The 20,204-nt window shown below is 34.7% G+C and carries 14 protein-coding genes; 2 read left to right on the forward strand and 12 right to left on the reverse strand.

The window, feature by feature from the left end; translation table 11 throughout:
• Positions 1-16: 16 nt before the first annotated feature.
• From IWX84_RS00290 to IWX84_RS00320, 7 genes are all read right to left on the reverse strand, one after another.
• Positions 17-1,888, reverse strand: coding sequence for a PAS domain S-box protein (locus IWX84_RS00290; RefSeq protein WP_196848735.1), 1,872 nt, complete (start codon positions 1,886-1,888; stop codon positions 17-19).
• 66 nt (positions 1,889-1,954) lie between these two features.
• Positions 1,955-2,476 (reverse strand): YfiR family protein, encoded by a 522-nt coding sequence (locus IWX84_RS00295; RefSeq protein WP_196848736.1) that lies wholly within the window; start codon positions 2,474-2,476, stop codon positions 1,955-1,957.
• A gap of 451 nt (positions 2,477-2,927) precedes the next feature.
• Entirely contained in the window at positions 2,928-5,792 is a 2,865-nt protein-coding gene (locus IWX84_RS00300) for a TonB-dependent receptor domain-containing protein (RefSeq protein WP_196848737.1), read from the reverse strand.
• A 436-nt stretch (positions 5,793-6,228) separates the two neighbouring features.
• Positions 6,229-6,354, reverse strand: coding sequence for a FeoB-associated Cys-rich membrane protein (locus IWX84_RS00305; protein WP_196848738.1), 126 nt, complete (start codon positions 6,352-6,354; stop codon positions 6,229-6,231).
• Between the two features lie 6 nt (positions 6,355-6,360).
• Positions 6,361-8,460, reverse strand: coding sequence for a ferrous iron transport protein B (feoB, locus tag IWX84_RS00310; RefSeq protein ID WP_196848739.1), 2,100 nt, complete (start codon positions 8,458-8,460; stop codon positions 6,361-6,363).
• Complete coding sequence (locus tag IWX84_RS00315; protein WP_196848740.1) at positions 8,460-8,699, reverse strand: ferrous iron transport protein A; 240 nt, start codon at positions 8,697-8,699, stop codon at positions 8,460-8,462. Before IWX84_RS00315 ends, feoB begins: the two co-directional genes overlap by 1 nt.
• 161 nt (positions 8,700-8,860) lie before the next feature.
• Positions 8,861-9,526: an SCO family protein gene (locus IWX84_RS00320; protein ID WP_196848741.1), complete on the reverse strand. Its 666-nt coding sequence runs from the start codon at positions 9,524-9,526 to the stop codon at positions 8,861-8,863.
• A gap of 137 nt (positions 9,527-9,663) precedes the next feature.
• Here IWX84_RS00320 and IWX84_RS00325 point away from each other — a divergent pair, with 137 nt between their 5' ends.
• Positions 9,664-11,727: a M13 family metallopeptidase gene (locus tag IWX84_RS00325; RefSeq protein ID WP_196848742.1), complete on the forward strand. Its 2,064-nt coding sequence runs from the start codon at positions 9,664-9,666 to the stop codon at positions 11,725-11,727.
• Positions 11,728-11,948: 221 nt separating this feature from the next.
• Positions 11,949-14,012 (forward strand): M13 family metallopeptidase, encoded by a 2,064-nt coding sequence (locus IWX84_RS00330; RefSeq protein WP_196848743.1) that lies wholly within the window; start codon positions 11,949-11,951, stop codon positions 14,010-14,012.
• Positions 14,013-14,070: 58 nt separating this feature from the next.
• Here IWX84_RS00330 and IWX84_RS15330 read toward each other — a convergent pair whose 3' ends face one another.
• From IWX84_RS15330 to IWX84_RS00350, 5 genes are all read right to left on the reverse strand, one after another.
• Positions 14,071-14,835 (reverse strand): alpha/beta hydrolase family protein, encoded by a 765-nt coding sequence (locus IWX84_RS15330; RefSeq protein WP_231385371.1) that lies wholly within the window; start codon positions 14,833-14,835, stop codon positions 14,071-14,073.
• A gap of 3 nt (positions 14,836-14,838) precedes the next feature.
• Positions 14,839-15,999, reverse strand: coding sequence for a hypothetical protein (locus IWX84_RS15335; RefSeq protein WP_231385372.1), 1,161 nt, complete (start codon positions 15,997-15,999; stop codon positions 14,839-14,841).
• Between the two features lie 11 nt (positions 16,000-16,010).
• The gene (locus tag IWX84_RS00340; RefSeq protein WP_196848744.1) at positions 16,011-16,952 is read right to left on the reverse strand and encodes a DMT family transporter; all 942 of its coding nucleotides are present in this window, start codon (positions 16,950-16,952) and stop codon (positions 16,011-16,013) included.
• Between the two features lies 1 nt (position 16,953).
• Positions 16,954-17,757 (reverse strand): SDR family oxidoreductase, encoded by an 804-nt coding sequence (locus tag IWX84_RS00345; RefSeq protein WP_196848745.1) that lies wholly within the window; start codon positions 17,755-17,757, stop codon positions 16,954-16,956.
• Positions 17,758-17,906: 149 nt separating this feature from the next.
• Positions 17,907-20,165 (reverse strand): M28 family peptidase, encoded by a 2,259-nt coding sequence (locus tag IWX84_RS00350; RefSeq protein ID WP_196849010.1) that lies wholly within the window; start codon positions 20,163-20,165, stop codon positions 17,907-17,909.
• Between the last annotated feature and the right edge of the window lie 39 nt (positions 20,166-20,204).

Here is a 20,204-nt window from a genome sequence, read left to right on the forward strand (position 1 = left end):
TAAAAGCAATGAAGATTTACTTACCTAAAATAGTAGCTGGAGACACTGTTAACTCAATCTCGAACTCAACATTTTTTTTGTTAAGGGCCTTGATTTCTATTGTATTAAAAACCGATCTCTCGCCTGAAATAAGGAAATTTTCTAGACCTTTTTTAAGATTTTCTCTAAACTGTTCAGAAATAATTAAAGTTTGCATAGGTTTTCCTGCAACCTCAGCGAATGTCCATCCAAATATTTTTTCGGCCTGAGGATTCCATCTCATGATGTTACCCTCCGTATTTATCACAATTAACGCATCGGGTGCTTCATTAAAAATGGTTTGCAATTGTTCCTCACTTTCTTTTAATTTCTGTTCGGCAGCTTTCCTCTCGGTAATATCTCTTATAATAGATTTATGTCCGGTTATTTTATTGCCTTCTCTTAATTGCATTACGGTTTGTTCTACCCATTTTTGTTCTCCTAATTTGGTAATAATAGGAAATGAAAATAGTGTTTCATCTATTTTGTTTTTAAATTGATTTAAATAGAATTCAGCGACCCGATCTTTCCACTCCGGAGCAACTAGCATTGAAAAATGTTTTCCCAATAACTCATCTTGGGTGTAACCGGTCAGTTTTTTGCAAGCAGGATTGATGTACGTAAAATAACCGTGAAAATCAGAAGTGTGGACTACATCACCAACATTTTCCACTATTTCGCGATATTTTTCTTCGCTTTTGCGAAGGGTTTCAATGGCTTCTGCTAATTGTGCTGTACGTTCTATTACTTTTTGTTCCAATTCTTCATTTAGTTTTTGAATTACGTTTTCGGAATTTTTTCGTTCAGTAATATCATGAATAACAAGAACCCCACCGGCTATTCCTCCCGATGAATTTTTTAGTGGTCGTGCAGTTGCATTCACAAAAAGACCGTCGGGTTTTTTATAATTTCGAATAAACATTTCCAGATTATCTACGTCTTCACCGTTTAATGCTTTTACTAAAGGCAGCTCATTGGTATTAAAAATTGTTTTGGTATCAGGTAAAAAGAAGCCGTAGATTTCAGCCCATTTTTCATAAGGAATATCCATGGCGCCAATTCCAATTATTTTTTCACCGGCTGCGTTCCAAAGAATGAATTTTTTGTTTTCATCAACAACAATTAATCCATCACCCATATTTTGTATAACAGATTGCAAAAGGATGTTTTGTTTATTTAATTGTTCTTTGGATTGTGCGACTTCATTGTCTCTTTTTTCAATATTTTCCAACATATTATTCAGTCCCAATGAAAGTGTGCTGATTTCATCTTTACCTTCAACCGCGATACGGATTTTATAATCACCGCTATCCTTCACATTTTGCATTACTGATACCAAGTCCATCAATGGTTTTGAGATATATTTTTTAATCATTATGGCAATTAAAAACGCAAGTCCGGTTCCAACTAATAATAACACTATACCTAGACGTAAAAAATCCATTTTAATTTTATTCAATTCCGATAGCTCGAAGCGGAGACCAACGTATCCTATCGTTTCTTTATTCTTTTTAATTTTATTGTACACAAAAAGATTTTGATTTGTAAACAAGAAATTTTTTTGATCCATTGTTGGAATGGAAAACTGGAAATTTGAATCGGATCCTCGTCTTGCATAGGATGCAAAAACTTTTCCTTTGTTATCGAGTATGCTAGCATTTAGAATATCAGTTTGTACTGCTAATTCAGACAGAATTTTTTTTGCGGCATTATTATCCAAAAACTCAAGTGCAGAAACACTATTGAAACCCACTACTTGCGCAATTCCATTAGAACTCATCACTTTCCGGTCTTTGAATCCTTTAATATCGATTAACACAAAAGCGGTAATACAAAGTCCTAACACTAACGCAGAGGTAAAAACTTGCATTAGCACGAGTTTGTTTTTTATGGAGATGTTGCGGGGATTAATCATTTTGTTTATAATTAGATACTATTATTGGACAATAATTGCGTGTTGCAGTAAGAACGAGCTAACACCAATTCCAGCTTTATTTATTGCTTTTAGATTTACTTCGAATTTTAATTTGGTGTCGAGCATAACAAAATTCATATGTGCTCCTTTTTTCCCGTAGCCATTATGTTCCGTTACAATTAATATTGGCTTACCTGAAAATGTCGAAAGAATCGTTTCAATAGGAATACTACAGTTGTACGGAACAAATAGAATATTACAAAAACCTACTTCATTCAGGCTTTTATACTCCTTTACTTCAACCTTTTTGCTTTTAGCAATATCAAGCAATGAAGCAGTGATTGGACTCCCTTCCAGAATTGCAATCTTAAATATTTGGTTCTTAGTGCTGTTTTTCCAATATACATAATCTCTAAAACGATAAAGAAAATCAGCTTTCAGCGCATAATCTTTAGGGCCATCATTCTCTTGGGCTAATATTGGATTTGCCCCCGTAAGAATAATGATTACTGCCAAAAATAATATGATGTTTTTAATTGCCATTTATCTTATTTTTAAACAATGCTTTTGCTGTCTGGATTTTTGAATAACTTAAAAAAATAACGTGGTATTTGCCAAATAATCAATTCTTGGTATCCTAAAAAAATTATAGCGTTTGTACAATTTTACACCAGTCGACGGAAAGGTTTTAAGATGAAAAATCTGAAATTATTTTCAAAACACATCTTACATTAATGTCCAAATCCGAAGTTTTATTTTGAAAAAATTAAATTATAAATAATTGATTTTAAGTAAACTAACATTTTATTTGTTATGTAAATTTAGTTAATAAAAATTAATTTGTTCTCTGCAAAGGGAGCTATATTTTATTTTAAGAAAAGTTTAGTCTTATTCAATTTTTTTCAAAACCTTCTAATTTTTTATTTTAATACCTTCTAATTTTTGAATGCTTTAAAAAGAAAGAAGAATTTATTTTCTTTGACTATGAATCAAGTCAAAATTTATAGTTTAAAGATAAATTAAACATAGTTCCTAATTGACTGAAGTGAAATCCTGCATAGGTCATTTGCGAATAGCGACCATTGAATGTAACCAAGTTAAATTGTGATTTTACCTGCGTTGGATCATTCAAAATTGCAGTTCCGGCTGCGTTCTCTGCCTTGAATTTCCATTCTGGCAATACATTTAATAAATTGTTGATGTAAAGAGCTAGCGTTAATTTGTTTGTCGCGAGATAATTAATTCCTAAATCAGTAACTATTTTTGGGGTAAACTCAGTTCTTAAATTAGAATCTAAACCGCTTTGTTTGAATGTCGTTTTTCCAAAAAAAGTATTATTAAGGGATAAATCAAATTTTTTAATTTTGTAGTTTGTGCCCAAAATCCATTTTGTTTTAGGTCTTGATGTAAACATTAAAGCGTCAAATGTTGCTCCAAAATTGTCTCTTGCCACTGGTGAAATTCGCTTGTTTTCGAAAGTCACGTTTCCTGATAAATTGAATCCTAATTCCCCATTTCCTAATTTTATAATACCATAATTCATTACTAAATCTAAACCGGAAGTTCTTGAATCGAATGAGTTTTCAAACCAGGCAACGCTACCAAACTGTGTCTCGACCTTATCCCCCAAAATGATTCGATCCTTTACCTTAATGTTGTAATAATCTACAGTGAAATTAAATTTTTTTAAAGGTCTGGCTCCTATTCCTACAGTTATGTTAAGTGATTTTTCTGGGTCTAATTTGGGGACGCCTAAAATACGTGCCTGTGACGAAATATTATTAATTAACCCATCAACTTGAATTCCTTGGCCTGCCACGAAGGAATATTGTGATTTTTGAGTATAAATTTGGCGTAATGTTGGTGCTCTGAATCCTGTAGAAAGGGAACCTCTCAGAGTAATTTTGTCATTGTAAAATTTATATCTGGAACTTAATTTCCAAACCGTTGCTGGGCCAAAATCGCTGTAATATTCATAGCGAACCGTGCCATTTACTAAGAAATCTTTGTTGAAATCATAAGCTAAGTCGAAGTATCCGCCTAAATTATAACGATTCCATTGGCCTGAGTTTTCTGGTCTGTTGCCTGAAAATGAATCTGCACCTTCTCCGTCCCATGATGCTTTATCTCCTTCAATAATTTCAAATGTTTCTGTTCTCACCTCAGAACCAAAACCAACGCTTATTTTATCTGATAATACCTTAGAAATATCTAAGTTACCCACAATGTGGTTGAACGAAACTCCTCCAGGTTTGAAAAATAGCGGACTATTTTCTTGGTAAAGATTAACTCCATTAGAATCTTTAATGGCAGATCGATTTTGAGAGTTTTCTACCGTGTAGGTTTGTGAATTCCCCCCAACGGTTATACTTGCGTCGGTATTCCATCCATTTTTTATAAATTTAAAACCCCAGGTGGCATTATAATCGTTTAAATCGCCATTAAATGTTGGAAGATAACCTTTATAAGAAGCTGCTGTTCCGTCACCAAAGAAATCCTTTAAATACATAGGATAAACTGATGAGACGCTCCAATTTGGGATAGTGCTATTTTCAAAAGGGTTTTTTATTGACCTCCAATAAGGAGTTCTGTAATTTGCAAAAGAGTTCACTTTTTTGTACACATACATAGCATTGTAATACATTTGAGTTTCATCAGATAATATAAATCCTCCATTCACTAAGAATTTAGCAGCTACTGTTTCAGGAGAACCGTTGATGTTTCCTCCATCTGGTTTTTCCTTTAAAAATGCATCTACGGCTTGTCTTCCCAATATATTTCCTTGATTGATGGTAGCTAATTTTGCATTATAATCTGCGGAACCTTTGTATCCTTCAAAAACAGTATTAAGTTGAGTCTCATTCATTCCTGTTACACTAGTACCGCCAAGCGTATTGTCATTGTTCACGTAGCTTGATGGTTTAGTAGGGGATATGGAAACAAAATCATTGAAATCTCCTTCTGCATCTATTTTTCCAGGTCTGCTTGCCAAGTTTACTTTTGAGAAATCTAAAGTATAATTTACAAAGCCTTTGGTACCGACGGTAGATCCATTGTTCAAACTCAAGCTTAGCATTTCACCATCGCCTTTAGCCGTGATACCCGTCCTTAGAGTTGCTGCGCCATCGTCAGTGTTCGTTTTTAAAATAATATTCATTACACCTGCAATCGCATCCGAACCATATTGAGCCGATGCACCATCACGAAGTATTTCTACTCTTTCGATAGCATCAATTGGTATTGCAGAAATATCAACACCGGTTTCCTCGCGCCCCGGAGAAGTTTGAACATAAAGGAGGGCACTTAAGTTTTTCCGTTTTCCGTTAATAAGGATTAAAGTTCTACTGGGACCCATATTTCTAAATTCGTATGGGTCAAGTAATGAGGTAGCGTCACTTACTGGTGTTTGAACGGTGTTAAAAGAGGGGATTTTGTATTGTAATGCTTTATCAATAGTAGCTTGTCCAGTTGAAGTTAATTCTTTAGATGATAATATGTCAATAGGGAGTGTTGTTGTTGTGTTACTTCTGGGTGCAGCTCTTGTTCCTGTAACAATAAATTCATCATGGTTTTGTCCACTGCCTTCTTCAGATAAAAAAACATTTAGAATGGGATCAGTAGTAGTGTGTTCTTGTTTAGAAAGCCCTGAATAACTAAAGACTAAAATTGCCCCTTCTTTAATATTGATTATGTAAGCTCCATTGATATCAGTTGAAACACTGTTGGTTGTTCCTTTCTCAGTGATGTTGACCCCTGACAAAGGAGTGCCAGCATTATCAAATACAAAACCAGAGATTTCTTTTTGAGCAAAAAGAAGCGTGACGTTTAGCAGAAATAATATTAAGGTAAACTTTTTCATAATTAGTTGATATTGGTTCTTGATTGGTATAAAATCAATTGCAACATTATAATTGTATGAAGTTTCTATCTGATTACTTAGTACATGCTGTTCGTGAAAAAGTAGTCAATGAAATAAATAATTAAGTAGTCATAAGGGTAGTTGTCTTATTTTGCATTAAAAATTACGACGATTGTCCAATCTTATACCGATTACCAATACATAAAAGTCGCGTAATTTCAATTATTTGCAAAGTAGTAAACGTGAAATTACTTTAAAAAGCCCTTAGATTGAAGTACAAATCGGAAGCCATTCTTTTGATATTTAAAAAGTGCAAACGACTGATTGTAAGCCGAAAAAGCAATTTTTTTACTATGTAAATTTAGTTAATTAAAATTAATTAGCTTAAATTCAAGAGCGATTTTTTTATTTTAAGAAAAATTTAGTCCGATTTTATTTAATGACAACCACAATCATCCTCTCCGCAGTTTTTATCAGATTTTTTCTTTTTGAAAAAGAATTTTCTTATTAGGAAAGCTAGTGCAACTGCTAGTAAAACGAAGGCTATGATTTCTTGATACATAAGCTGTTATTTTAGAATTTGATACGCAATCAAAGCGACAACATAAGCAAAGCCGCTCATGAAAATTAATTGACCTACAGGCCACTTCCAAGTGTTGGTTTCTTTTTTGGTGATGGCAAGTGTACTGGCGCATTGCATAGCGAAAGCATAGAACAATAATAATGAGATTCCAGACGCAAAATTGAATATTTTATTTCCTGTTTCGGGATTAATTTCGGCAGCCATTTTGTTTTTTATGGTGACTTCATTATCGCTTCCACCCACACTGTAAATCGTGGCTAATGTACCCACAAATACCTCTCTGGCGGCAAACGAACTGATAATGGCAATTCCTATTTTCCAGTCGTAACCCAATGGAGAAATAGCAGGTTCAATGGTTTTTCCCATTAAACCAATATAAGAGTTTTCCAGTTTTTGTGAAGCCACTGCATTTTGAAAATCAGTTTTAGATAATGGCTTTTCTTTTGTTTTTTCAATAACAATGGTTTCTGCCTTATTGAAGTTTTCCCCTGGTCCGTAGGAGGCTAAAAACCACAAAACAATCGAAATAGCTAAAATGATCTTACCAGCTCCAAAAACAAATGCTTTGGTTTTTTCAATAACATTAATTCCTACATTTTTGAAAAGCGGTAATTTATAATTCGGCATTTCAACAACGAAGTAGGTTTTTCCTTTTATTTTCAGGATTTTATTTAAAATATAAGCCGAAAATATTGCCATTCCAAAACCCAAAAGATACAAAAACATCAAGGTCATTCCTTGCATATTTATAATCCCCAAAAAACGTTCGTCAGGAATTACCAATCCAATAATAATTGCATAAACCGGTAACCTAGCAGAACAGGTTGTGAATGGCGTTACAAGAATGGTGATCAGCCTCTCTTTCCAGTTTTCTATATTTCTAGTTGCCATAATCGCAGGAATTGCGCAGGCTGTTCCCGAGATAAGCGGCACCACACTTTTACCGGATAAACCAAATTTTCGCATGATTTTGTCCATCAGGAAAACCACTCTACTCATATAACCACTCTCTTCAAGAATGGAAATAAACATAAACAGAAAAGCAATTTGCGGAATAAAGATCAAAATTCCTCCGATACCCGGAATAATTCCCTGCGAAATTAAATTAGTTAATACTCCAGATGGTAATTTTTCGGCAGCTAAGGAACTCAATGAAGCGAATGTAGTGTCAATAAAATCCATTGGAATTTTTGACCATTCAAAAATAGATTGAAAAATGACAAATAAAATCAAAAAGAAAATTACATATCCCCAAACTTTGTGCGTCAGAACGCGGTCTAGTTTAGAACGAAAATCTTTGGCTACTGTACTGTCAATTTTCAAGCCTTCTTTGAGTACATCATTAATAAACTGATAGCGTTTTATGGTTTCTTTTTGTTGCAAACGCTTTAAATCCGAATGGGATTTAGTAAACGAACTTCGAATTTCATTTCTATCTAAATTTAAGAAATTCACATCCTGAGTAATTACTAACCACAATTTATATAGCAATTGATTGGGAAATGTTTTGCGAAGTGTATTAAAATATTCAAAATCAATGCTTGATGCATTTAAACAGGGTTCCGTGGAAATTGTTTTATAGCTAACAATCAATTTTTTTAAGGCGTCGATTCCAAAACCTTTTCTGGAACTAATCAATGCGATTTTCGTTTTTAGATGTTCCTCCAGATAAGGAATGTCTAATGTAATCCCTTTATATGTCATTCTATCTGCCATATTGATAACTAATATGGTAGGAATTTCTAAATCTTTTATTTGGGTAAAAAGCAATAAGTTACGTTTCAAATTTTCTACATCGGTAACTACAAGAGCTACATCAGGATATAATTTGTCGTTTTTATTTAGTAAAAGTTCAATTACCACATTTTCGTCAATTGAACTGGCGTTGAGGCTATAGGTACCTGGTAAATCTAAAATATTTGCTTTTACGTTATTTGGCAATTTGCAAAATCCAATCTTTTTTTCAACTGTAATTCCAGGGTAATTCCCCACTTGTTGATTTAGACCGGTCAACTGATTAAAAACGGAAGTTTTCCCCACATTAGGGTTTCCTATTAAAGCCACATTGATATTTTGATTCGTCATTATAAGCTATTTCTAATTATTTCAACTTCAATTTCGCACGCCGTTTCGATACGTATAGCAACATGAGAACCATTGATGTCTAAATATAAAGGGTCTCCAAAAGGAGCAATCTGAAGTAATTCCACCATATTGCCAGGCAAACAACCCATTTCCAAAAGTTTCAATGGGACGGCATCAATATCAAAATCCTTGATAATGGCTTTTTCACCTTTTTTGAGAGAATGTATCGTAGTACGCAAATCTTATTTAGATTGAATTAAGATTGCAAAAGTACATATTTTAATACCATTACAAATGATAATTATCATTTTTGTAATTTTTTTATGTAAATTTTGAAATCGTTAATTAGTTTAGTTTGATGCTTTTCAACTGCAATTTCAGTTGGGTTTGCGCTGATGATTTATTCAGTACACAAAAAATTAATGTCTTCAATTAAGCGTTTCATGTCTTCTTTTTTAGTTCCGTCATAAAAACCACGAACCCGTCTTTTAGTATCAACCAAAACAAAATTTTCCGTGTGCACCATGTCATACAATTCTTCTGGTTTTCCTAATTTGACAGCCAGATAGGATTTCCTTGCCATCGTGTAAATTTCTTTTTTGTCTCCGGTAACCAAGTTCCATTTACTGTCTATCACTCCGTTTTTTATCGCATACGCTTTCAAAACAGGAATACTGTCAGTTTCAGGAAAAACGGTGTGTGACAACAACATTACTTTTGGATTGTTTATGATTGCTTTTTGAACTTCGGCTAAATTAGTGGTCATTTTTGGACAAATAGAACCGCAAGTGGTGAAGAAAAAATCAGCTACATATACTTTTCCCTCATAATCTTTTTGGGTAATGGTTTTTCCGTTTTGGTTTACGAAAGAAAAATCAGCGATTGTGTGATACTTGCTTATATATTGGACTGTACTGTCAACAAGCTCAGGATTTACATCAACGGGATTGAAAATGGGTAAGGATTTAGCAGGTTTTAATGCCACATAAAACAAGTAAATGGTTATGATTGAGAATACTAATAAAACACCAAAAAATTTTCGGTACTTAATGAAAATGCTTTTCATAAAAATGATTTGGTGCAAAAATACAAAAAGGAGGGCTTTTTTTTATTTATTTAACAAAATCACAATAGGACAAAAAATTAACTATAATTTAATTTATTATTAATTAAGTTTGTTATTCTATTATTAACAAATAAAAAATGAAAAAACACTTCACTAAACCACGACTTTTTGTGATTTCTACAATATTTGGGTTAACAATAAGTCATGCTCAAAGTATTCCGGTAAAAATGCATCCAGGAATTGATATTTCTAATATGGATAAGAAAGTCAAATCAAGCGATAATTTTTTCCGATTCGTAAATGGAGCTTGGCTTGACAAAACGGAAATCCCAAGTGACAGAACTTCATGGGGAAGTTTTAATGAGTTGCTTAAAAAAACGGATAAAGATGCATTAGCCATCTTAAAAGAAGCTTCTAAAAATCCTATGTACAAATCCAACACGGATCAAGGAAAAGCGATAAATCTTTTCAAATCTGTTTTGGATACTGTAGCTAGAGATAAAAAAGGAATCCAACCTTTAAAACCGTATTTGGCAAAAATTGATGCAGTAAAAAACATTCAAGATTTACAAAAACTTTTAGTTGAAATGGAACCAATCGGAGGTATTGGGTTTTTTGGTATCGGTGTTGGTGCCGATGAAAAAAACAGTGATAAGAACTCCGTTACCCTTGGTGTAGGAAGATTAGGTTTGCCGGATAAGGATTATTATTCTTCTGAGGAAAAAGATTCTAAAGAGAAAAGAGCAAAATATCTGCTTCACGTGGAAAGAATGTTACAATTCATTGGTGAAAACCCAACAAAAGCAAAAGAAAGTGCCTCTAAAATTCTAGCATTGGAAAGCGCATTGTCTAAACCAAGATTGGATAGAGTAGAACGCAGAGACGATAGATTGTCTTACAATCCAATGACGATTGCTGATTTACAGAAAATGACTCCGGCAATCAATTGGCAAAATTATTTTTCTGGTATTGGTTTCACAAAATTAGATACAATAATAGTTAGTCAGCCAAGATACATGAAGGCGCTACAAACAGTTTTCACCGAAAACAAAGTGGCGGACTGGAAAGAATATCTTAAATGGTCTTTACTTAATAAGTCCAGCGGTCTGTTGTCGACTAAAATAGAATCGGCAAATTTTGACTTTTACGGGAAAACGTTAACTGGCGCAATCAAACAAAGACCGCGTGAAGACCGCGCATTGCAAACGGTTAATAATACTATTGGAGAAGCCCTAGGGAAATTATACGTTGAGAAAATGTTTCCTGCTGAAGCAAAAGTAAAGGCAGAAAAAATGATTAAAAATGTAATTCGTGCGTACCAAAACAGAATTAACAATTTGACTTGGATGTCGGCAGAAACGAAAGTTAAAGCGATTGAAAAATTGAATAAGATTACGATTAAAATTGGTTATCCTGATAAATGGAAAGATTATTCGGCCTTAAAAATCACTAGTACTCAGGATGGCGGAAGTTTGTTTGAAAACCTAAAAAATCTTTCTCGTTGGAATTTTCAAGAGGACTTAGAGAACCTTAAAAAACCGGTTGATAAAACCGAATGGGGAATGTCTCCACAAACCGTAAATGCATATTACAATCCTTCTTATAACGAAATTGTTTTCCCTGCGGCGATCTTGCAACCTCCATTTTATAATTACCAAGCTGATGAAGCTGTGAATTATGGTGGAATAGGAGCGGTAATAGGTCACGAAATTTCTCATGGATTTGATGATTCCGGTGCCCGATACAACGCAGATGGAAATCTAGTGGACTGGTGGACAGCAGAAGATTTGAAACAATTTACTGCCCTTGGAACATCTTTGGCGAATCAATACAGCGCTTTAGAGCCTTTGCCTGGAATCCACGTGGACGGGAAGTTTACTTTGGGAGAAAACATAGGCGATCTAGGTGGAGTAAATGCTGCTTTCGATGGATTGCAGATGTATCTGAAAGAAAACGGAAATCCAGGGTTAATCGACGGCTACACACCAGAACAACGTTTCTTTATTTCTTGGACTACAGTTTGGCGTACAAAAATGCGTGATGAAGCTTTGAAAAGTCAAGTAAAAACTGATCCGCATTCTCCAGGAATGTATCGTGCTTATGTGCCAATTCAAAATTTAGATGAGTTCTATAAAGCTTTTGGAATTAAAAAAGGAGACGGCATGTATGTGGAGCCAGAAAGCCGAGTGAAAATTTGGTAATCCAAATTTTAAGTGCAAAATTAGATCCCATTCGATTAAACGAATGGGATTTTTTTTATAATAAAACGAATAGATTAGAAGTAACGAGAATACCAAATTACTAAAAAGCGGTCTAAATAGTTTTTATTCAGGCTTAAACAACTATTAAATCTAGTATGATTTAACAAATTATAAAATTTTTATCGATAGATTTGTGACCCTAACTAATCAATTTAATAATAATGAAGAAAAATAATAATAAGCGACTGCTTTTTGTGATTCCCGCAATTATGGGATTTTCAATGAGTCAGGCCCAGAATGTACCCGTAGTGAAAGAGCCTGGAATCAATGTTAATTACATGGATAAAAACGTTAAACCAAGTAATGATTTTTTTCGCTACGTAAACGGAACGTGGTTAGATAATACTGCAATTCCAGGAGACAGAACCAGATGGGGAAGTTTTGATGAATTGCGCCAAAAAACAGATAATGATGCCTTAGCAATTTTAAAAGAGGCTGCAACAAATCCAGCCTATAAATCAAATACAGATCAAGGGAAAGCCATTAATTTATACAAGTCGATACTTGATACTGTTGGAAGAAATAAATTAGGAATATCGCCTTTAAAACCGTACTTAAAAAAAATAAACGCGGTTAAAAACACCAATGATTTACAAGCATTACTTATTGAAATGGAACCTATAGGTGGCATTGGATTTATGGGTGCAAGTGTAGGAACTGATGCCAAGAACAGTAGTAGAAACGTGATTAATTTAGGTCCGGGTGGCGTAGGTTTGCCAGACAGAGATTATTATGTTTCTGAGGATGCCGATTCCAAAGAGAAACGTGCAAAATATGTTTTACACGTTGCCAAAATGTTGCAATATTTAGGCGATAAACCAGCAGTTGCGAAACTAAATGCGGAGAAAATCCTGGCTCTTGAAATTGCCATGTCCAAACCAAGATTGGACAGAGTAGAACGAAGAGATCGCCGTAAGTCTTACAATCCAATGACATTGAGTGAATTGAGTAAATTGACTCCATCAATCAATTGGGATACTTATTTCACAAAAATAGGATTGACAAAAGTAGATACCGTAATTGTATCGCAACCCAAATACATGACTGCTTTAGAAGCTATTTTTAAAGAGAATAAAGTAGAAGATTGGAAAGCGTACATGCGTTGGAGTTTATTGAACAGAGCTTCCAGTCAATTGTCAACAAATATTGAAAATGCCAATTGGGAGTTTTACGGAAGAACCTTGACGGGTGCGATAAGTCAAAGACCCCGTGACGAAAGAGCGCTTCAAACCATAAACGGAGCCGTTGGAGAAGCTTTAGGAAAATTGTATGTAGAGAAAAAATTTCCGGCTGAAGCCAAAGCCAAAGCGGAAAAAATGATTAAAAACATATTTTTGGCTTTCGAAAACAGGATCAATAATTTGGCATGGATGTCAGCGGAAACAAGAAAAAGTGCAGTTGAGAAACTTCATAAATCAAGAATTAAAATTGGTTATCCGGACAAGTGGAAAGATTATTCAGCCTTGACGATTAAAAGTCCACAAGAAGGCGGAACTTATTTTGAAAACTCAAAAAATATGGCTCAATGGCGTTTCAATGAAAATATCGCCGAATTAAAAAAGCCTGTTGATAAAGAAAAATGGGGAATGTCTCCACAAACTGTAAATGCCTATTACAACCCATCTAATAATGAAATTGTATTTCCAGCAGCTATTTTACAACCGCCTTTTTACAACTATCAAGCGGATGAAGCGGTAAATTATGGTGGAATAGGTGGAGTGATAGGTCACGAAATATCACATGGATTTGATGATTCCGGAGCGAGATATAATGCTGATGGGAATTTAGTGGACTGGTGGACAGCAGAAGATTTAAAACAATTTTCAGCACTAACCGGTGCGCTTGCAGCACAATATAGCGCCTTGCAGCCTATACCGGGAACATTTGTGGACGGGAAATTTACACTGGGAGAAAACATTGGCGATTTAGGTGGAGTAAATGCGGCTTATGATGGATTACAATTATACCTGAAAGAAAATGGAAACCCAGAATTAATTGATGGATATACTCCGGAACAAAGATTCTTTATTTCTTGGTCAACAATATGGCGTTCAAAAACACGCGATGAAGCGTTGAAAAACCAAGTAAAAACGGACCCACATTCGCCTGGAATGTACCGTGCTTATGTACCGTTGCAAAACGTGGATACGTTCTATCAGGCTTTCAACATTAAAGCAAATGACGGAATGTACATTGCACCGGAAAAAAGAGTTAGAATCTGGTAAAAATTATTATACTATCAAAAAGTCCCATTTGCCTTAGCAAATGGGACTTTTTTGTTTTTTACTTTATTAAATATTCCTGCATAAATCGGATTACCGCCAAACGTTGAAAATCGATATTGGGTTTCTTTTTAAATCCGTGACCTTCATCTTTTGCTTCCAGATACCAAACCGTATTTCCTTGTGTTTTTAGCTTATCACGCATCTGCATAGCTTCTGTCACAGGAACTCGTGGGTCATTAGTTCCTTGGATTATAAAAAGCGGTTTTTTTATTTTATCGGTATTATTTAGAGGAGCCATTTTCTCGTCTCTTTCATCACCATATTCCGCCCTTCTCAAATCACGTCTGTATTCCTCAGTGTTTTTCAAAAAGGTATTAAAATTTGAAATTCCTACTATATCGACAGAACATTTTATTTTGTCTGCATAATGAAAGGCTGTCGCCAAAGTCATATAACCACCATAACTTCCGCCCATAATCATAATTCTGTCTTTATCCAATTCCGGTTGTCGTGCAATCCAATCTAATAAAGCACCAATATCTTTTACAGAATTTTCTCTTAAAATGCCATCATCTTTAGCTAAGAAGGTTTTTCCAAAACCAGAAGAACCTCTTACATTTGGTAAAATAAGCGAAACCCCCATTTCACTAGTGTAAAAATTATTAGAACCTAAAAATGAAGCCAAAGATTGTGCTTCAGGACCACCGTGAATCATAATGATAACGGGTCTTTTTCCTTTAAATTTTGGAGAAGCAGGATAATAAAATCCAGAGATTTTTAAATCGTCAAAACTTTTCCATTCGATGAATTTGGGAATGGACATGTCCTATTGTTGCATTTCGCCCAATTCGCTCTCGGTCCAACGTTCTATTTTACCTGTTTTTAAATTCAATTGATAAACATCGGAGGCTGTTTGTGCGGTAGATTGATTGAAGAAGACACTTTCTTTATCCTTTGTAAAGCGGTCATCGCTAATTAACCCTACTGGAAGGTTTTTTACTTCTTTGTATGATTTATTGACAGCATTCATTAAATACATTTTATTCAATCCCGCTTCATCGCTAATAAAAACAATAGATTTTTTATCTTCAGACAAACTGTAATTCTCAATATTCCATGGAATATTTGTAGTGTAGTACGTTTCTTTTTTAGTGCCTAGGTTCATCGTTGCCAATCGCTCAAATTCGTTATCCTTGTCGGTTATAAACCAAATTTCATCAGCGATGTTAGAAAAACTTGCTCCAGATTGTGAAATTCCTTTGGTATTTCTATCAGTGACTTCGGTTAATTTACCGGTTTCAATATCTAGTACCCAGATATACGATTCGTTTATAGAAACATATTCTCCCAGTAATAATTTTTTATTGTCAGCTGAAATGTCTTGAATTCCCCATCCGCCACCTTTTACTTGGAGAATTAACTTGTCTGACTTAGGATTGTTTGGATCCATATAGTAAATGTCGCGGTCTCCGCCGTTTCGTTTGGTTGACGAATAATAGAATGCTTTGCCATCTTTTCGCCAAATAATACCGCCGTTTTGTGATTTTCCTCCATCCGTTAATAGCGTAGATTGCAGGGTTTTTAAATCAAGTTTGAACAATTGACCAAATTCATTTCCTCCAATGTCTTTAGAATAAATTAGATATTCTCCTTTTACCGGTTCATAAGAGGCTGCGCTTACCGGTTCGTCAAAAAAAGTCACTTGTGTTCGAGCTCCCATGGACTGTGATACATGGTGTAATTGCGATGTTGAACCAAACCGTGTATTGATGATAATATCATTTTTAATTGGATGAATTTCAGCCAAAGAAGCACTTCTGGATTCCGAATATTTCTTTACCTCATTGGCAAGTTCTCTTGGGATTTCAGCAATATTCTCCGTTATTAAATTTTCATTTGGAATTACTATACTTTTCTTTTGTTGTCCATGAAAAACAAACAAAGTAAGGAAGGACGCAGCAGTCAAAAGAAAGTTTTTTAATTTCATATTTTTTGGTTTTATTTGGTTACGACACTATTTTTTCGACCTTTTCTCAACGAGTAATTGACCATATAAAGTCCGCTTAAAATCACTCCGCCACCAATAGCAATAGCGGCATTGAGCGATTCGCTGAAAATTAGAGCACCTAAAATGACGGCTATTATTGGATTTATGTAGGCATAAATACTGCTTATTTGTGCCGGTAGATGTTGCAGCGCATAAATAAAAGCGATAAAGGTAAGAACAGAGCCGAAAACAACTAAATAAGAGATTGCCCACCAGGAAATAGCTGGAATTGAACTCAATGGTACGGAAGTTCCGGTAGCTCCGGTGAAGGCGAAAAGTAAAATGCTGGAAAGGAACATTTGTAATCCTAAACTAAAATATGGATTGAAACTTGCCGCTTTTTTCTTGGTATACAACGATCCAAACGCCCAAGTCAACGTTGAAATTATCGAAATAAAAATTCCAAATCTAAAATCTGGTTTTAAGAAATCATTTAAATGATCATAAAACACGACACAAACACCACCAAAACTTACAATCAAACCAATTATGGCTAATCGTGCCAGTCGTTCTCCTCTGAAAATACTGATTATTACAATCCATAATGGGACAATAGCGCCAATAATAGCGCCCAAGCCACTGCTGATGTATTTGACACCCCATGTGCTTAATCCGTTGCTTAAAACGAAATTAAGTATGCTTAGAATGAGAATCGTTTTCCATTGTTTTCCTTTCGGCCAAGGTTCTTTTTTAAATAAGAAAAAACAAATATAAAGTGATCCTCCAATGAATTGTCTAATGGCGGCAAGTTGTAAGGCGGGCATGTGTTTTACTCCTTCTTTTGAAGCAATCCAAGTGGTGCCCCAAAAAAAACTGACCCAGCACAAAGCTAATATGGGTAATCCAATTAAATTTATTTTAGACGAAACGGCATTTTTAATTTTGGTTTTCACGTTATAAATTTGGTTTGGTAAAAGTATAATTTAAAATAGCCTCTATTTTATCACTCAAAATGGTTTTTCCGATGGAAGCATTTTCATGATTAAATTTTGGCAACGCTAAATTTAAATTCACAGCTTTTTGCGTGTAATAGTTTTCACGGGAAGGATGAAAAGGGGCAACTGCATTGCACGTTTCATTCCAACAATCGGTTTCAATAATTTTTAGAATTATACCAATGCAATCTTCCTGATGAATCAAATTGATAGGACCTTCAGGATTATCCAGATTTTCGCGTCCCGCTAAAAATTTAACAGGATGTCGGTCTTCGCCAATTAATCCACCAAAACGAATTACAGTGGTTTTAAAATTACTGTTGCTTTGCAAAAGGTGTTCTGCCTCGATTAACTGTTTGCCGCTTTCGGTATCTGGATTTAATGGCGTTTCTTCGGTTACAATATCATTTTCTTCTCCGTAAACAGAAGTGGAACTGATAAAAAGGACATTTTTAACAGAAGATTTTTCTATAAAGGGAACCAATGTTGCTATTTTCTCAATAAAACTTTCGCTATTGATTCCTCTTAATTTTGGTGGAATATCAATTATTAAAGTGTTGCTTTCTTGCAAAAAAGTTTCAATGGAACCTGAAACACTTTTGCTGTGAAGCGAAATTAAAAAAGGACTAATTCCTGCATTTTCCAATGTCGAAAGTTTCTCTGAAGAAGTCGTCGATCCATTTACTGAAAATCCTTTTTCTAACAGGGCTTTCGCCAAAGGTAAACCCAACCAACCGCAACCAAGAATACTGATTTTTGTCATTTTATTTATTGTAACCAATTTGTTTCAAAATCATCACAATTTGTGATGACATATTTTTAAGTGTTCAAGTTTCATTAAAATTACTTGACTTTTATAGTATCATTCTCAATTATTAAACTTTCTTTTACATCAGGTTTTGCTTCCTTGGTTTATAAATTCGTGTCAACTAAAACTGGCAGAGGGCTAGGCTTTATCTTTTCCTTAATTACTACCGCATCATTCAAAACAAAAGGTGTTGGCATCATCCAATCTTCTCTTTTTGTCATGTTAAATAAGGGATTGGTCATTAAATCGAATGAACTTTCCATCATTTCCATATCTAAAATTGAAGTTGCATCAGTACTGAATTGCATTTCCAAAGGTAAATTATCCACCACATAATAACTCAAAATTTTCTTTCCGTTTCGTTGATATTTGGAACCTTTTTGACCTAAAGTGCTAGTTCCATTTGCTTTGAAGTTATGAATTATCATTTTTTCATTGGCAAAAATATCATAGCGATTTACTTTGCGATTGGGTGAAATTCGTAGTTTCAAATACCTTTGATTGCCAACAATTCTATCTTCAAGAAATTCGATTGTAGGTTTTTGGAGCTCTTTTTTTGGAGCTTCTTGTGCATAGGTAAATCCGGAATTATATTTACTGTATAAAGGCGTTTCATTTAAAGCGGTTGCATCTTTTGGGTTTTCACCCAAATAGCCTTTCACCCATGAATCAAGATTGGTGTCATACGTTGCCCAACTGGCTTTATTTGTGTCAGCATTATAGATATACAACAAACTGTTTGATTTGGCCTTTCCTTTTTCGTAATCGGATTCAGAATGTGCTTTCACAAAAAAGCCGATGGCGAGTACAAAGAACACTAAGGACCAGATTCCCTTTTTGGCGAAAGCCCCAAACAACGGCAATAGTAATCCGAGTGCCAAAACGGTAAGAATGGCACTTCCAAACAGCACTTTTAGTCCCAATCCTATCGGAAACATTTCAATGAAAGGTGCTATAATTAATAATGCAGGAATGCTGAAAACGAGATTTAGTACTTTAATGGATTTCTGCGTGATAATATATAAACCAAAAGAAAATAGTCCAAAGTAAACGGGAATAATCAAAAATCCTGCTCCTTGTAAACTAAAAGCAAGAAATCCATTAATGATAATCCAAATAAATAATGGTGCCACATAATGATTCATGGTTATTTTTTTGGCAGAAAAACGTTGGTAAAATGCAAAACTAATCGCTATCGCTAAAAGTACAAAAGCGCTAATATAGGCATGACCATTATAGGTAAATCCGTTAAGCAAATCATTGTACTGTGGATATAGTTTCAACAAAGCTTTCCATCCAAAAAAAGTGATTAATCCGGTAACGAGTATGGAGCCCAAAAACGGAACGAATCCTTTGATAATTTCACGGAAAGATAAAATACGTTTTGCAATGCCTACGAAAATCAGGAGTATAAAGAAGACAAAAGCAATTACCGCCATAGGTAAAACCCAGTCAAAAGGGTAACTTATAAAAGTATTGGGAATTGTAAAATAGACATAATCTACTGTGGCTTTCGTGGTATTCGAATCAGCATTAGAAAAATAATTCAACAACGGCATCAAATACGTTCCCTGATGTGCTAATGTGTTTTTATTTAAATGATTGATATCGTCTTGAGCGGTGTGATAATTAAAATGGTCATCTATAAACGCAAAATTGTAACCCTGAATATTGGCTTGTTCTCTAAAAACCGTCAAATCTGTATCATTGGGTAACATTTTATAAATGCTGTACATCAACGAATTAGAAACTGGATAAGTAGCGCCTGCTGAAGCAAATTCTTTTACCAATCCCGCGTTTCCTTTATTGGTTTCCATCAACATGTAACTTGGGCCGGAAGAACCGCGTGCTTCAAAATTCAATACCAAACCCACTTCTTTTGCCCAAGGATGTTGAGTTACAAATAATGCGGCGCCATTTAAACCTAATTCTTCAGCATCCGAAAACAGAATAATAATATCGTTTTTGTGTTGTTTTTTAGTGTTCAAAAATGCCCGTACACTTTCCAAAATCGTCGCTACTCCCGATGCGTCATCACTGGCACCGTGAGAAAAGGAGTGTGGTGCGCTGTCGTAATGAGAAAGCAATAACAAGGCTTTGGAATTTGTTGTGCCTTTTATTCGAGCCAAGATATTTTTAGATTTTACCAGATTGCCCCAATCACTCAACGTATATCCTTCTTGTACGGAAGTTTTCAGTCCCAAGTTTTTAAGCTCTTTCTGGAGATAATTTGCAATGAATTCGTGATTCTGCGAACCTACATAATGAGGTTGTTTTGCAATTGTTGCCACTTGATTAAAAGCTCTTTGTGTCGAAAATTCCGAAAGAGATTGCGCGTCATCAGAAGTCCATTGCGGCATCATTTTAGCATAAATTAATCCAAGAACTCCTAGGACAAACAA

Origin of the sequence: Flavobacterium sp. CG_9.10 (genome assembly GCF_015752245.1) — a bacterium.
In the GTDB taxonomy this organism is placed as follows: domain Bacteria; phylum Bacteroidota; class Bacteroidia; order Flavobacteriales; family Flavobacteriaceae; genus Flavobacterium.

What these genes read in the sequence shown, in the direction of transcription:
- IWX84_RS00305 (WP_196848738.1), bottom strand. Translation starts at nt 6,354, where the DNA reads ATGTATCAAGAAATCATAGCCTTCGTTTTACTAGCAGTTGCACTAGCT.
- IWX84_RS15335 (WP_231385372.1), bottom strand. Translation starts at nt 15,999, where the DNA reads ATGAAATTAAAAAACTTTCTTTTGACTGCTGCGTCCTTCCTTACTTTG.
- IWX84_RS00325 (WP_196848742.1), top strand. Translation starts at nt 9,664, where the DNA reads ATGAAAAAACACTTCACTAAACCACGACTTTTTGTGATTTCTACAATA.
- IWX84_RS00300 (WP_196848737.1), bottom strand. Translation starts at nt 5,792, where the DNA reads ATGAAAAAGTTTACCTTAATATTATTTCTGCTAAACGTCACGCTTCTT.
- IWX84_RS00350 (WP_196849010.1), bottom strand. Translation starts at nt 20,165, where the DNA reads ATGATGCCGCAATGGACTTCTGATGACGCGCAATCTCTTTCGGAATTT.
- IWX84_RS00290 (WP_196848735.1), bottom strand. Translation starts at nt 1,888, where the DNA reads ATGCAAGTTTTTACCTCTGCGTTAGTGTTAGGACTTTGTATTACCGCT.
- IWX84_RS00295 (WP_196848736.1), bottom strand. Translation starts at nt 2,476, where the DNA reads ATGGCAATTAAAAACATCATATTATTTTTGGCAGTAATCATTATTCTT.
- IWX84_RS00330 (WP_196848743.1), top strand. Translation starts at nt 11,949, where the DNA reads ATGAAGAAAAATAATAATAAGCGACTGCTTTTTGTGATTCCCGCAATT.
- IWX84_RS00320 (WP_196848741.1), bottom strand. Translation starts at nt 9,526, where the DNA reads ATGAAAAGCATTTTCATTAAGTACCGAAAATTTTTTGGTGTTTTATTA.
- IWX84_RS15330 (WP_231385371.1), bottom strand. Translation starts at nt 14,835, where the DNA reads ATGTCCATTCCCAAATTCATCGAATGGAAAAGTTTTGACGATTTAAAA.
- feoB (WP_196848739.1), bottom strand. Translation starts at nt 8,460, where the DNA reads ATGACGAATCAAAATATCAATGTGGCTTTAATAGGAAACCCTAATGTG.
- IWX84_RS00345 (WP_196848745.1), bottom strand. Translation starts at nt 17,757, where the DNA reads ATGACAAAAATCAGTATTCTTGGTTGCGGTTGGTTGGGTTTACCTTTG.